Genomic DNA, 15,129 nt, shown 5'->3' on the forward strand with positions numbered 1-15,129 from the left:
GATTGCCCTCCCCATCGGTTCTCGGTCCCTCCATGCTCGCTCGCCACCTATTGATTCTGACCGCGTTTGCTTGTTTTTCTGTGCCGCCCACCACCGGCGCGGCCCCCGTGACGGGTGCCGAACCCAACAAGTCTGTCGCACCAGACAAATCCGTCACCCCGGATGCAGCATCCAAAACGGAAAAGCCAGCCCCCGACGCCGACACAGAGGCAACCGACACAGAGGCAACCGCCCCCGATGCCGACGTCACCGATGCCGACGTCACCGATGCCGACGTCACCGATGCGGGCCACAGCTATCACGGCGAAGCGTTCAACGAAGGACCACGGCAAGCGGCGCACCGGATTGCGGGAATCCCGGCGGTCGATTTTCCCACGTCTAGCGAATCGGGATCCGCGCAGGAGTTCTTCGAACAGGGCGTCGGCCAGCTGCACGGTTTCTGGTACTTGGAAGCCGAACGGTCGTTCCGGCAAGCGGTCAGCGAAGATCCGGACATGGCGATGGGATATTGGGGGCTGGCCATGGCCAACATCAACAATGCAACCCGAGCCCGGGGTTTCATCGACAAGGCGATGGAGCGAAGGGAAAAGCACACCGATCGTCGCGAGCGGCTGTACATCGAAGCCTTGGATCGATGGACACCCAAGACCGTCGATGACGACGCCAAGAAACCGACCAGCGATGAAAAGAAAGATGCCAAACGAAAACGGACCGAACGTTACATCGCTGACCTAGAAGGCATCTTGCATGAATTCCCGCACGACGTGGAAGCCAGAGCGTTCTTGGTTTTGGCGTTGTGGATGGGCGACCGTGACGGAGTAAAACTGGCCAGCCGTTACGCCGTGGACGCTTTATTGGGACAGATCTTCGACGCCAACCCCATGCACCCGGCCCATCACTATCGGATCCACCTGTGGGATTCCAAACGTCCCGAGAACGCCTTGGAATCTGCGGCCAAGTGTGGTCCGTCCGGCCCCGGCATCGCGCACCTGTGGCACATGCCCGGACACATCTATTCGAAACTGAAACGATACAACGACGCCGCCTGGCAACAGGAAGCATCCGCTCGCGTGGACCATGCCCAAATGATCCAAAACCGGCTGATGCCTGACCAGATCCATAACTTCGCCCACAACAACGAATGGTTGGTCCGGAATCTGTTGCATGTCGGTCGTGTCGATGACGCGTTGGACCTGGCTCGCAACTTAGTCTCGCTGCCGCGTCACCCCAAATACAACTCGCTGGCCAAAGGCGGCAGCTACAAATACGGGCGTCAACGCTTGCTGCAAACGTTGACCCAATACGGACTGTGGGACGACCTGCTGGGGGAAGCCGGCGGCATGTTCCTGGTCCCCACCGACGACGCCAAAGAACAAGAAGAATGGATGGGATGGCTAGCCGTCGCCCAGTTCCAAGCGGACAATGGCAAACCATCTGAAGGGGCGCGGATCCACCGCTCGCTCCAACGCCGCAAACTAGCACTGCAGGGTCAACTGTTGGACCTGGCGGAACCACAGAAAACCGACGATGCGGATTCCAAGGAACAAGACGATGCACCCGAGTCGCCCAGTCGCGACGAGATCAAGAAACATCTAGACGGGATCAAGAAAGTCATCGCACGCGTTGCCGCGGCATCGGCAGCACGCCGAAAAGACCTTGATGCATTCCGCCGCAACGCCAAGATTGCAAAACTGGATGCCGTGATCGAAGCCCAGTGGCTGGCCCAGGCGGGCGACTTGGACGAAGCCCTGCAAGCGGCTCGCAAAGCCGCCAAGTCCGGCAAAGGCGAAGTCCGCCCGCAAGCGGTGTTGGTCGATCTAGCATGGAAGATCGGCGACAAAGAACAGGCACTTCGCGAATTCGAAAAGCTGCGTTCGTTGGCGGCAGTGGCCGATCTGACCACGCCGCTGCTGGCAAAACTGCAACCGGTTGCCGATGCCGCCAAGATCGAAGGCGACTGGCGAATCGCTGCCGAACCGGCTGATGACTTGGGTCAACGACCGCCGCTGGACACCCTGGGACCGTTTCGTTGGCGACCGTACGCCAGCGAGTCGTGGGGCGCCAAGATGGCGGACGGGACCCTGGTTGCCGGCGACCAGTATGATGGGAAACCACACATCATGATTTTCTATCTGGGATTTGGATGCCTGCACTGCATCGAACAGTTGCACACGTTCCAGCCCCGCATGAAAGAGTTCCAAGACATGGGGATCGATGTGGTTGCGCTCAGCACCGAAAGCATCGACGAACTGAAAACGGGCCTGGAATCGTTCGACCAGGAGATGTCGATCCCGTTGATGTCGGATTCCGACCAGCACATTTTCCGGTCCTTCCGCTGCTGGGACGATTTCGAAGACCAGCCGCTGCACGGTACTTTCCTGATCGACTGTCAGGGCAAAGTTCGCTGGCAAGACATCGGTTATGAACCGTTCAACGACGTCGATTTCTTGCTGAAAGAATCCAAGCGACTGCTGAACCTGCCCTAAACGTCGATCGCTTCGGCGTGTTCGGCGCGGTCCATGATAAAACGGAAGCGAGCCGATGCGTCGCGTCCCATCAGATCGCTGATGATGCGATCGGTTTCCAAGTGGTCGTCGATTTCGACTTTTTCGAGGCGACGGGTGCGGGGGTCCAAAGTGGTTTCCCACAGCGTCTTGGGCATCATTTCGCCGAGGCCTTTGAAGCGAGTGATTTCCGGCTTGGCACGCCCCCCGTGTTCTCGGATGATCCGTTCGCGATCCGGTTCATCGGCCGCCCAATACGTTTCTTTGCCAAGATCGATTCGGTACAGCGGGGGTACCGCGATGAACAACCGCCCACCGGCAATCAAGGCTGGCATGTGGCGATAGAAGAACGTCAACAACAAGGTCGTGATGTGATGGCCGTCGCTATCGGCATCGGCCAACAGAATCACTCGATCGTAACGCAGGGCGGCCAAGTCCAAACTCGGACCGATCCCACATCCCAACGCAGCCACCAGATCCTGGATTTCTTTGTTTTCCAGGATCTTCTTTAGCGTCGCGCTTTCGGTGTTCAGCACCTTTCCACGCAGCGGCAGGATTGCTTGATGGTTCCGGTCACGCCCCTGTTTGGCACTCCCACCGGCCGAATCACCTTCGACGATGAACAGTTCGGAATTCCCTTTGCCACCGGAAACGCAATCGGAAAGTTTGCCCGGCAACATCGTCCGTTTGCTGCCGCCTTTTCGAGAAATCGCGTTGGATGCCGCGCGAGAAGCCTCGCGAGCTCGGGCGGCGGCGATGATCCGCGCGATCACCGAATCGGCGACGCTGCGGTTGTTGTTCATCCACTGTTCCATCGCCGGGCGAACAGCGGCTTCGACGGTGGCCTGCACTTCGGGATTGTTCAGCCGGTCTTTGGTTTGTCCTTGGAACTGCGGTTCGGAGATGAACACCGACAGGATGGCGACCATCCCTTCGCGAATATCTTCGGTCGTGATTTTGACACCGCGTGGCGTCAAGCTGTGGGTATCGATGTAGTTCCGAACAGCTTTGTTCAGCCCGCTGCGGAACCCGTTTTCGTGGGTCCCGCCGCTGCCGGTGGGAATCCCGTTGACGTAACTGCGGACATGTTCGTCGGTGGACTCGGTCCACTGGACAGTGACTTCTAGCCGCGCGTCGGAATCGTCTTTGCGGAGCGTGAAGGGCAGTTCGTGGATCGCCCGAGCACTGCGTTCTTTCAGAACTTTGGCCAGGTAGTCGACGATGCCCTGTTCGTGCAGAAACGTTTCTTTTGTTTTCGCCGCTTCGTCGATGTAGGTGACTTTGACGCCACGGTGCAGGAAGCTGGCCGTTTCCAAACGCGCACGGATCAGCCCGCTGTCGAAGTCGGTTTTGGGGAAGATCGTTGGATCAGGCGTGAACGTGATCGTCGTCCCGGTTCCACGCACCGCACCTTTTAGCTTCTGCAACTTGCTGGTGGCGTGCCCCTTCGCAAAGGTCATCCGATACTGCACGCCATCGCGTTTGATGACGGCGATCAGTTCTTTCGACAGGGCGTTGACGACCGATGCACCGACACCGTGCAATCCGCCTGCGGTCTTGTAGTTCCCTTCGTCGAACTTGCCACCGGCATGCAACACGGTCAGAACGGTTTCGAGTGCCGATTTTTTCGTCTTGCTGTTTCGATCAACAGGGATCCCGCGGCCGTTGTCTGATACCGAAACGGTGCGACCGTCCTTTTGCAGGGTGACCGTGATCTCGGTCGCGTGGCCGTTCATCGCTTCGTCAACACTGTTGTCGACGACTTCCCAAATCAGGTGATGCAGCCCCTGGGACCCAACGCCACCGATGTACATCCCGGGACGTTTGCGAACTGGTTCAAGCCCTTCCAAGACGGTGATGTCATCACCACCGTAACGTTTGGTTGCAGTCGACATGAAAAACAGATGGTGATGGTTGGAGAACAAAGGGGGGGGGTAGTGAGGGCGAAGGATCACTCCGCCCCCCATGAATCATAGCCAGAGAATCGCAGTCACCGAATCAACGCCACCGAATCCACATCTACGGCCGCCAGCAATGATTCGCGTGTCCCGTGGCATCCTGTGGAAACCGGCGAAACGGTTCCACCGGTGATTTAAGCGTCATCGTCCAAGACGGGCGGAGCTTCCAGCGGGGGCGAAACGATCTCGTCGATCTTGCCATTCTTTTGGATCTCGTTGCCCCGACCGCCCCGTGAGGTGACACGATACTTGGCGGTCGAGATGGTTTTCTTGGCACCCCGATTGGTGACCACCGTCAATAGATCTCGGTCTCCTGTCGACGGCTTGAACCCCAACAATTGGTCATCGGCAGACAGACGGATCAACGTGACCCCTTTTCCGGCACCCGATAGATAGTTGATTTCTTCGGCCGGACAGACCATCGCCCGACATTCACGCGATACCGCCAAAATCGTTTCGCTGCCGTGGATCGCGACCACATCGATGACTCGCGCCGTACCGGCGACACGGGCAAAGCGGCGACCGTTACGGGTCGATGGTTCGACAAACGATTGCAGACCAAATCGCAGTGCAAACCCGTTGGTGGTGGCGGCCAACGCGTGGGTGTGGGGGCACAGATCGGGTTTCTTCGGATCTTCGGAAATGTCACCGATGACCCTGGGGTCAAAGGACATCACAGCAACGATCTTCTCGCCGTCCTTCATTTTGAACAGTTTTTGAATCGGTTCGCCGAACCCTGTTGATGCGGGCACATCGATCATGCGAGCGGTGTAGCAGACGCCCATCGACGAGAAGAATCCGATGGTTTCGCGGGTGCTGCCGGCGACACAGGCCAGCACGCTGTCGCCCTGACGCAGACGGCTCTTCGACGGATCGGCGATCTGTTTTTGACGCTTTACCCAGCCATCGGTTGTGACCAGGATATGGCATTCCTCGGCGATGATAAAATCTTCGGCCGTGTATTCTTCTTCTTCGACCGTGTCGATCGACGAACGGCGTTTGGCGGCATCCGATTTGCCAAAATCTTCGATCAAGGCTTCGATTTCACCACGAACGATCTGCCATCGCCCGGATGCATTCGTATCGTCGGTCGCTTCGCTAAGCAGTTTGCGAATCTCGCGTGCGCGTTTGTTCTTGTCTTTCAGTTCGTCCAGGATCAGGTTGATTTCTAGACGGGCCAAGCGATACAGCTTGAGCTCCAAAATCGCGTCGGTTTGATCTTCGTCCAGCCCACCGCCCTTGGCAGTGGGTGGGAATCGTTTCATGATTTTGGTTGCGGCGTCGGCTTTCCCATCACTGCGACGGATGATCTGAATGATTTCATCCAGCGCGTCGAAGATTAACGCAAACCCGTTCAGCAGGTGAATCCGACGTTCCAGGGCTGCCAATTCATTTTCCAGCCGCCGCGTGACGACATCCAAACGAAAATGCAGGAAGTGCCACAGAATTTCTTTCAGGCTTAGCCGGTTGGGTGCCCCGACCTCTGGATTTTCAGTCGGCACCAAACACGTCAAGTTGACGTTGAAGTTGTTCTGCAGCTGCGTGTGCTTGAACAGGTACGCCAACACTTTGTTTTCGTCAGCGTCCTTTTTCAGCACCAGGTCGACGCGAATGTCTTCGGTCGAAAGGTCACGGACCTCGGTCACCAAGGGCAACTTGCCGCTGTAGATGATTTCGGCGATCCGTTCGACCATCAACGCTTTGTTGACGCCGAACGGGATCGAATCGATCTGCAGCACGCGATTGCCGTCGATCTTGACCAATTTGGTCGTCCCGCGCAGTTTGATCGTGCCGGATCCGGTGGCGTAGATGTCGCGCAGTTCGTCCTTGGTATTGGTGATCTGCCCACCGGTGGGGAAATCCGGTCCCTGAACCGCGTCATTGGCGACCAATTGGTAGTCTTTGACTTCGGCATCGCGCAGCAGTTTCAGCAGCGCATTGCAGACCTCTCGCAGGTTATGCGGCGGAATGTTGGTCGCCATCCCGACCGCGATCCCGGTCGCTCCGTTGACCAGCAAATTGGGCACACGGCTGGGCAACACGACCGGTTCTTCGCGGCTGCCGTCGTAGTTGGGTTTGAAGGCGACCGTTCGGGTGGCCAGGTCAGCCAGCACTTCCGAGGCGATTGGTGACATCCGACATTCGGTGTACCGCATCGCCGCCGCATTGTCGCCATCGACGCTGCCGAAGTTCCCGCTACCGTCGACCAACGGCATCCGCAGCGAGAACGGCTGTGCCATCCGCACCATGGCTTCGTAGATCGAACTGTCCCCGTGTGGGTGGAACCGCCCCATCACGTCTCCGACGACCTTGGCGCACTTGACGTGCTTGCTGGTCGCCGTCAGCCCTTGGCCGGACATGGTGTATAGAATCCGCCGCTGGACCGGTTTCAGCCCGTCTCGGACGTCTGGCAGGGCGCGGCTGGTGATGACCGATAGCGAGTAGTTGAGGTACTTTTCCTGGGCCGCTTGGCGCAGGGGGACACCGACCAGATTCTCGCCGATGGCATCAAAGAGCGAATCATCGCCCGAACCGCCATTTGCCTTCGAATTACGTTTACGACGCTTTGCCACGCCAGAAGCTTCCTTGTCTGTGAATCGTTTGCAGGGGTGCCGAGCCGAGAAGTTAGGCAGTTTGTGCCGATCACGCCAGACGAGTCGATTGTGGCCCCCCTGCGGTATCTTCGGCTACGACCGATTGTTCCTGCAGATCTCATGATTCTGACCCCACCGGTTGCGGGAATCTGAGGGTGCCAGATTGCAAAGATCATCCCGGCAATGCTGAAAAGCCGAAATCAACGAAGCCTGGGGTTCGCCAACAACCCCCTGCGGAACAAAGAATCACTGCGTCGACGGCCATTTCCTACGAATGGACTCCACCGGCGCCCCATCAAGCATTGCCCACCGAAACCGAACAACACCCTTGGTGAAACCGGTTTGGGGACGAGGTTCACGGAGGAACCGAGCCATGAAGTTTCGATCTATCCACACTCTGGTTCCCGCCTTGGCGGTTGCCCTGACCACATTCTGCGGTTCCTCGGCCGAGGCTCAGGAATACATCGTTAGCGAACAAGTCGTCAGCGACGTCAAGGTCGAAGGCGGATTCACCGGCAGCCAGTACGCGGGCGATTACGGATCCCAGGGCGAAGTGGTCAGCAGCGGTTCCGGAAACTGCGCCAGCGGCAACTGCGGCGGATCTTACGTCGGCGACATGTCCGGTGGAGTGGTCAATCGAAGCTATGGCCAACCCGACCTGTTCTACAACTATTACACCAAGGGCAACGCCAACGGTGTCAACGCCAAGATGTACGTGTCACCGATGCCGGTGCCAGCAAATGTCGGGCACACGCACATGACGTATCAACCGTTCTATCCCGAAGAAATGCTTTATTGGCATAAAAATAAGTTTCACAACAATTATGACAACGGGCGCGGCATGAATCGTACCCGTGCGATGTATTACAGCCCGCCTGTCCGCCAAACAGCAAGTAACCTGTATTGGAACTTCCTGCGGATCCCTCGCTAACGGCAGCTGGATTTTACGATCCATCGAATCGTTGGAATCGCTGACACCGGCACATTCGCCGGACATCGGCGAATGATGCGGACCACTTTGGATCTGCCCATCTTAGAGTCCGCAGTACCGATGGTTCCTTTACCAACCCCCTTTGTCTTCCGAGAACTTCAATCATGATCCACCGAATCATTCTCGCCGCCGGTTTGATCGCCTCGGCGGTCGCGGTCAACGGCACGACCGCCCAAGCAGGCGACCCGTATGCGGTGGCTCAGGTTTGGAACCACAACTATTCGATGAACCGTCCTTGGCACGGGAACTACTACAACCAAAGCTACGGCCAACCATTGGCTTTGGTGGTTCCGCCGACCGCCCACATGCGACAAACCTTGTCGTGGGGCGTCAGCCAGAACAAGACGTATCCGATTCACCACCAGTTCGGCCGCAGCGCTCATTCGCAGCCTCGCGCCGGCCAGGGCAATTTCCAACCGACGCCTATCTGGCCTAGTCATACCGATCAATTCGGTACGTACTATGTACGGGGCCCTTGGTAAATCACCAGGATCTGCCGCTTCTAACGCAGCGCGAAGCCGAGTGTCTCTGGAAACAGAGGCACTCGGCTTTTTTCGTGCGCCGATCGCAGCACCAGCACCCGGCCCCGACGAACAGACCAGCAGGTGGCCCGAGATGACAAGGCAAGAAACCCATCAGTCGGTGGTTCGCGAGAGCCGTACCCAGCAGGAACATTCGGGCGGGCGACGTAGCGGAAGTCGCCAACAGTTTGCCGATCGATCCGAACGATCATCGGCAATGATCATCGGGGGGGGATTCCCGGCCGCTTACGCGATCACGGCTCACTCCATCGACGAAACTCTTGACGAGTTCCGCTACTCCAACGTTCGGTGCGTCGCTGCGCCCGCGTTGACCGCTGGTCCGGTCCGGCACTCCTGGAAAACAGTGCGACCTACAAAAAGTCTAACGCTGTTCCGGCCTGCGCACGTTTTACGTTCTATCTTTGCGTGGGTCTTTCTAACGTTTGTTGTCTTTCCGCCACATCGATGGCGAAAAACGACCGGACAAACGTTGCAAGCCTCACCACCGTTCTCCTGTCATCGCTTAGTGGCGATGGCCCATCGAGAACAGCAGCACGAGACTTAACGGTTATATCAACCAAGGACATTACAACGATGCGCACGGGCACCCCACAGGCTAAACCTGACGCCGATCGTCAACAACAATTTGAAGACATCAAACGCCGCATCCACGGCAAGTTGGTTGACAAGTTGGACTTGTCTCGCGTGGGCGACCTGAAGGGAGATACGCTAAAACGCGAAATCCGCATGGTGGTCGAACACCTTTGCGACGCGGAAGACACCCTGCTGAACCGCCAAGAACGCGAACGCATCGTCGACGAAGTGATCGACGAAGTGCTGGGTCTTGGTCCATTGGAATTGATCCTAAAGGACCCCACGGTCAGCGATATTTTGATCAACGGCCCGAAGAACATCTACGTCGAAAAAGGCGGCCAGATGCAGAAGTCGGAAGTTGAATTCCGCGACAACAAACACCTGCTGCAAATCATCGACCGGATTGTCAGTAAAGTCGGCCGACGCGTGGACGAAACGTCGCCCATGGTCGATGCGCGTTTGGACGATGGTTCGCGGGTCAACGCGATCATCCCGCCCCTGGCACTTGACGGTGCCTGCGTGTCAATTCGTCGATTCGGTTCGAACCCGCTAAAACTAGAAGACCTGCTGAACTACAAAGCGTTCACACCTGAAATGGTGATGCTGCTAGAAGGCTGTATCAAAGCCCGCCTGAACTGCATCATCGCCGGCGGTACCGGTTCGGGTAAAACGACGCTTTTGAACACGCTATCGTCGTTCATCAATCACCATGACCGAATCGTCACGATCGAAGACGCGGCTGAATTGCAGCTGCAACAGGATCACGTCGTGCGATTGGAAACTCGCCCTGCCAACATCGAAGGCAACGGAGCGGTGACCGCCACGGACTTGGTCAAAAACGCTTTGCGGATGCGTCCCGAACGAATCATCATCGGCGAATGCCGTGGTGGCGAAACGTTGGACATGTTGCAAGCCATGAACACCGGTCACGACGGATCGATGACCACGGTTCACGCCAATACGCCGCGTGACGCGATCGCCCGTTTGGAAACCCTGGTGATGATGTCCGGATTTGAACTTCCGGTCAAAGCCATCCGCCAACAGGTTTCCGGTGCCGTCGACGTTCTGATCCAAGCCAACCGATTGCAGGGCGGACCTCGCCGTGTGACCGCGATCACCGAAGTGGTCGGGATGGAACAAGACACGGTCATCCTGCAAGACATCTATCGATATGTCCAAAAGGGCATCAACGAAGAGGGCAAAGCGTTCGGTCACTTCGAGTGCACCGGAGTTCGCCCCAGCTTCATGGACAAACTGGAATCCGCCGGCGTGCGATTGCCCGCCAGCGCCTTCCGCGAACGCGTCATGATGCAAGCCTAGCGAAGTGCCAGGCGAGCAGGACCCGGGGGCGTGGCCATCGACCCACCACCCCCGGATCCAACGTCACCCCACTGACCGTTTGCGTTTCCTAAGACTTAGAACCTAAAACCTAGAACCCAATCCCATGTCCGGACTAGTCATTGCTCTCGTGATCGGCGTCGTCGTCGCATCGCTGGTTGCCTTCGCCGTGAACGTCTTGATGCCTACGGACGATTCCACGGCTACCGAGGATCGTCTATCTGCGATGGCATCGCGTCGTCGCGGTGGCGCCCAGGGTGACGTTGAACAAGCGTCGCTGTTGCGGATGGAAGGGGACGATGGCACCAGTTTGCTGTCGCGTTTGACATCGGGAATGCCGGCGTTGTCGGATTACCTGGACCAAGCCGACGTACAGATGGCGCCGGCCAAGTTCGCCCTGATCTGTCTGGCATCCTTTGGTTTTGGCTTTGTGATCTGCTTGGTCACGTCGGTGCCGATCCTGATTGCTCCGATCGTCGGCGCCCTATTGGTGGGATTGCCGGTGGGTTGGTTGCTGATGAAACGCAAACGTCGATTGGCCAAGTTTGGCAATCAAATGCCCGAAGCCTTGGAACTGCTAAGCCGATCGCTTCGCGCCGGACACTCACTGAACGCCGGATTCGGTTTGGTGGCATCGGAAATGGAAGCGCCGCTAGCGACAGAATTCGGACGCTGCTTTGAAGAACAAAACCTGGGTATTCCGTTGGAAGAAGCCATCGATGACATGGCCAAACGGATCCCCAACATGGACCTGCGATTCTTTGCAACCGCGGTTGTTTTGCAACGCACAACCGGGGGTGACCTGTCCGAAATTTTGGACAAGATCGGACACTTGGTTCGTGAACGGTTGATGATCCTGGGAACGATTCAAGCGTTGACCGGCGAAGGCCGGATGAGTGGTGCCGTGCTATTGGCTCTGCCGCCGGTATTGTTCCTGGTGATGCTAAAGCTGAACTACGAATACGTGATGATGCTGTTCACGGATGAACTGGGTCGATACATGTTGGGCGCCGCGCTGGTCACCCAGCTGGTCGGTGCCTTGGTGATTCGCAAAATCATCACGATCAAAGTTTAGTCCATCGTACTTTTCATTCGCTCCACAACCGCCCCACAGCCACCGCGTCAGTTCACGCATCGCATCGGTCGTTTCCAGACCTTTTGCAAGGAATATTTGTCATGTTAACTTCGCTGATCCTTTTCGCATCGCTCAGCACCGCCACCATCGCTTCGATCGCCGTCTTTGTTGCCGTCACAACGGTTGCATGGCTGGTGATTGGGCGCGTCAGTGGTGATGACAAACCAACCGCCGAAACAAGGTTGGATGCACTGCGCACTCGCAGCAGCAGCGTGGCAGAACTGAGCGATACAGACAAATCACGCAAGAAGAACGAAGCCCTGGCGGCCGTTCTGGAAAAGGCGACCTCACCGCTGGAAAAGACGGTGACGGGCAACGAGAAAGAAATGAGCCAACTTCGCGAGAAGCTGGTCAATGCGGGATTCCGCCGCGAAACCGCTCCGGTCGTCTTCAAAGGTCTGCAACTGATTTTGGCAGGCGTCGGTCTGTTCCTCGGTGGTGCGGTCGGCTTGCTAACCGATGGTTTCAACCAAGGCATGCTGATGAAACTGGCTGGCGGTGTGGTCGCTGGTTTCGCATTGCCGTCGCTGGCCCTGGGCCACTTGGGGAAGAAACGCAAAGAGAAAATCTTCCTGGGCCTGCCCGATGCATTGGACTTGATGGTCGTCTGTGTCGAAGCCGGTTTGGGGATGGACCAAGCGCTGCGTAAAGTGGCCGAAGAGATGGAGAAGAGCCATAAAACGATCGGCGAAGAATTCGGGATCGCCAACCAACAACTTCAGTTCGGACGGACTCGCAGCGAAGTGCTGCAGGCACTCGGATTCCGAAGTGGCGTGGACGACCTGAAACAGTTGGCGTCGATCCTGATCCAAGCGGACAAGTTCGGATCCAGTGTCGCCAATGCACTGCGTGTCCAAAGCGATTCGATGCGAATCAAACGGCGTCAGATTGCGGAAGAAAAGGCTGCCAAAACAGCCGTCAAGATGATCTTCCCGTTGGTGCTGTTCATTTTTCCAGGCATCTTTGTCGTGCTGGTTGGACCTGCCGGTATCAACATGTATCGAAACATGTTGGAAAAATAGTCGGTCAGTCGCCGGTGGACCGGGGCGTTCGGCCACCATCGGGCAACGCAAAGGATGTTTGTCGGCGACCGCTGCTGTCGGCCATCCCACAGTTCATCCCGGGCGTGTTGTGTTGCATCACAACCTGTCCGTCGCGTGACACGGCGATCAATCCGCCCGTGCCAGGTTTCAAACGGCGAGTCATGATCTCCGTGACCGCTTCGTCCAAGGACCGACCGGCGTAACGCATCTGCGCGACCACGTCGTAGGCGACCGCGGCGCGAATGTACTCCTCGCCCAATCCCGTGCCAGAGACCGCACAGGTATCGTTTGCGGCAAAGGTTCCGGCGCCGATGATCGGCGAATCACCGACACGGCCGGGCAATTTCTTGGACGTCCCCCCCGTGCTGGTCCCGGCGGCCAAATCGCCCATGGTGTCCAGCACGACGCAGCCCACGGTACCGAAATGCGGAGGCGTATCGGGGGCGACATCGTCGTTGGGGCTGCTGTAGCTAAGAAAGTAGTCCGGCGTGACCGCGTCGACGCCCTGATCGGTCGCAAACTCGTCGGCCCCCGGACCGGCCAACAACACGTGCGGCGTTTCGGTCATCACCAACCGAGCCAACCCGATCGGGTTCTTCACCGTGCGCACGCCCGCCACCGCGCCACAGCCCAGCGTGGCCCCGTCCATGATCGATGCGTCCAATTCGGCCGTCCCGTCCTCGGTCAACACAGCCCCGCGACCAGCGTTGAAGTTCGCGTCGTTTTCGAAAACGATGATCACAGCCTCGACCACATCGATGGCCGACGCACCGTGCTGCAATAAAGCGACGCCAGTGTCGAGGGCTCGCTGCAACCCTTCCTGGCGAGCGGCTTTCTTGGCCGAGTCCCAATTTGCAGGACCGCCGCCGGCACCGCCGTGGATCGCAATCGACCACCGTTGATTTGAATCCGCCATCTTGTCCGATCCTAGTAATTGGAAATTGGTTCGACTACAAAAGTTCTTCGATCAACCGGGGCAATGTGGAAAGTTCCGTCGCCGTTGCGATGGCCGCGATCACGTCAGCCTGACGTGGGCAAATCGCCGCCGGTGCCCCTGCGGGCGGCAAACCATCGGACAACCGCGCCGCGATCGTCTGCATCAGATCATCGATCCCTTGCCCGGTCGTCGCCACCGTGGGCAGCCAATCGGGATCGATCACCGCTGGATCCTTGGTAACAGGATCCTTGGTAACAGAATCCGTGGTAACAGAATTTTTGGTGCCAGAATCGTTCGCAACCCAATCGGCCAACCGATCGACTTTGTTCATCACATGGATCACGGGCACGCCCCCGGTTCCGGCATCCAATTCGTCGATCTCCCGCGAATCTGCCGATGCGGCCATGGACGAATCATGTCGGGGGAACGTGGTTTGCGGCTCGTGCACCCGGATCACCAAGTCTGCCTGGCTAGCGGCGGTCCGGGCCCGGTGGATGCCTTCGCGTTCGATCGGTTCTTGGCTGGATCGGATGCCCGCAGTATCGCTTAGACGGATCGGCAATCCATCGATGACGGTATCCGCGTGCAGGACGTCGCGAGTGGTCCCGGCGATATCCATCGTGATGCTGCGGTTATAGCCGACGATCGCATTGACCAAGCTGCTTTTGCCGACGTTGGGCGCCCCGACCAGGACCACGCGAGACGGATCGGCCAAGCGGACCGTGCGCTGTGCCCGGCGGGTCATCTGAGCCGCTTCGTGGCGAATCGCATCGAAATCCGATGCCCGTCCGTCATCGGGAAGCCGCGCATCGCCCGGCAGCCGATCCGGGGACGTCGATTGCCCCGCCACCAACGCCGCGTTGATCCGATCCCGCCATCCAGTGGCCCAATCGACCATCGCACCGCGGACCTGCGCCAGCGCGATCGCAGCGGTTCGAGTCGTCACGCACTGGGAAAGCACTTGGTGTGCCTCGGCCACCAAAACCGATGGCGTCATGTGTTGGGTGTATTGCTGGGGCGACTGCGGATGCACCCCGGACCGCGTCAAATCATCCATCACGCGGTCCGTCGCCGCGACGCCACCGTGACAATGGATTTCCCAGCGATCGTCGGCAATGGGAACCACGACGATGGATTCGCCCGCGATTGGTAGTGCTGCAGTCGATGGTTCTGCGACCGATGGCGATGCGGTCAATTCGGATGCGGCTGATTCTGCTACGGCCCCCTGAACCGAACTCTGTCCCCAGATTCCGTAGCGAATCTGTCCCGGGCGAAAGGCCGTCGTCGTGGCGGGCAGGAAGTGTTGCTGGACGATCGCGGAAACGCGGTCTCCGTAGACTGCGATCACAGCCACAGCACTGCGTCCCACGCCGGTGATGATCGACGCGAAAGTTTCGCCCGCAGGCGCGACGACGGACGGGGAATGACGATCAACGTTAGCCACGATCAATCCGCAACGATTGTTTGGAAGGAAGATGCATTTAGGGTGAAGACAAATGCGACCAGTCGAATAG

General features: G+C 58.1%; 10 protein-coding genes. 6 read left to right on the forward strand and 4 right to left on the reverse strand.

Going from position 1 to position 15,129, the window contains the following annotated elements; translation table 11 throughout:
* The first annotated feature begins 32 nt into the window (after nucleotides 1–32).
* Nucleotides 33–2,486 (forward strand): redoxin domain-containing protein, encoded by a 2,454-nt coding sequence (locus K227x_RS25570; RefSeq protein WP_145174683.1) that lies wholly within the window; start codon nucleotides 33–35, stop codon nucleotides 2,484–2,486.
* On the opposite strand, the gene K227x_RS25575 is transcribed toward K227x_RS25570, so the two are convergent.
* Both K227x_RS25575 and K227x_RS25580 read right to left on the reverse strand, forming a co-directional pair.
* Nucleotides 2,483–4,399 (reverse strand): DNA gyrase/topoisomerase IV subunit B, encoded by a 1,917-nt coding sequence (locus K227x_RS25575; protein ID WP_145174686.1) that lies wholly within the window; start codon nucleotides 4,397–4,399, stop codon nucleotides 2,483–2,485. The genes K227x_RS25570 and K227x_RS25575 overlap by 4 nt on opposite strands.
* Before the next feature lie 197 nt (nucleotides 4,400–4,596).
* Nucleotides 4,597–7,035 (reverse strand): DNA gyrase/topoisomerase IV subunit A, encoded by a 2,439-nt coding sequence (locus tag K227x_RS25580; RefSeq protein ID WP_145174689.1) that lies wholly within the window; start codon nucleotides 7,033–7,035, stop codon nucleotides 4,597–4,599.
* A 394-nt stretch (nucleotides 7,036–7,429) separates the two neighbouring features.
* On the opposite strand from K227x_RS25580, the gene K227x_RS25585 reads away from it, so the two are divergent.
* From K227x_RS25585 to K227x_RS25605, 5 genes are all read left to right on the forward strand, one after another.
* The gene (locus K227x_RS25585; protein WP_246146258.1) at nucleotides 7,430–7,987 is read left to right on the forward strand and encodes a hypothetical protein; all 558 of its coding nucleotides are present in this window, start codon (nucleotides 7,430–7,432) and stop codon (nucleotides 7,985–7,987) included.
* Nucleotides 7,988–8,151: 164 nt separating this feature from the next.
* Nucleotides 8,152–8,529: a hypothetical protein gene (locus K227x_RS25590; RefSeq protein ID WP_145174691.1), complete on the forward strand. Its 378-nt coding sequence runs from the start codon at nucleotides 8,152–8,154 to the stop codon at nucleotides 8,527–8,529.
* Between the two features lie 633 nt (nucleotides 8,530–9,162).
* A complete protein-coding gene (locus K227x_RS25595; RefSeq protein ID WP_145174693.1) occupies nucleotides 9,163–10,482 on the forward strand; it encodes a CpaF family protein in 1,320 nt (439 codons plus the stop codon).
* 124 nt (nucleotides 10,483–10,606) lie between these two features.
* Nucleotides 10,607–11,575, forward strand: coding sequence for a type II secretion system F family protein (locus K227x_RS25600; protein ID WP_145174696.1), 969 nt, complete (start codon nucleotides 10,607–10,609; stop codon nucleotides 11,573–11,575).
* Between the two features lie 101 nt (nucleotides 11,576–11,676).
* On the forward strand, nucleotides 11,677–12,657 hold the full coding sequence (locus K227x_RS25605; protein WP_145174699.1) for a type II secretion system F family protein: 981 nt from the start codon (nucleotides 11,677–11,679) through the stop codon (nucleotides 12,655–12,657).
* A gap of 4 nt (nucleotides 12,658–12,661) precedes the next feature.
* On the opposite strand, the gene K227x_RS25610 is transcribed toward K227x_RS25605, so the two are convergent.
* Nucleotides 12,662–13,594 (reverse strand): isoaspartyl peptidase/L-asparaginase family protein, encoded by a 933-nt coding sequence (locus K227x_RS25610; RefSeq protein WP_145174702.1) that lies wholly within the window; start codon nucleotides 13,592–13,594, stop codon nucleotides 12,662–12,664.
* Nucleotides 13,595–13,628: 34 nt separating this feature from the next.
* Nucleotides 13,629–15,059 carry a GTPase gene (locus tag K227x_RS31540; protein ID WP_315854325.1) on the reverse strand — a complete coding sequence of 477 codons (1,431 nt, stop codon included), beginning with the start codon at nucleotides 15,057–15,059 and terminating at the stop codon, nucleotides 13,629–13,631.
* Nucleotides 15,060–15,129 lie beyond the last annotated feature (70 nt).

The organism is Rubripirellula lacrimiformis (assembly GCF_007741535.1).
GTDB classification, from domain to species: domain Bacteria; phylum Planctomycetota; class Planctomycetia; order Pirellulales; family Pirellulaceae; genus Rubripirellula; species Rubripirellula lacrimiformis.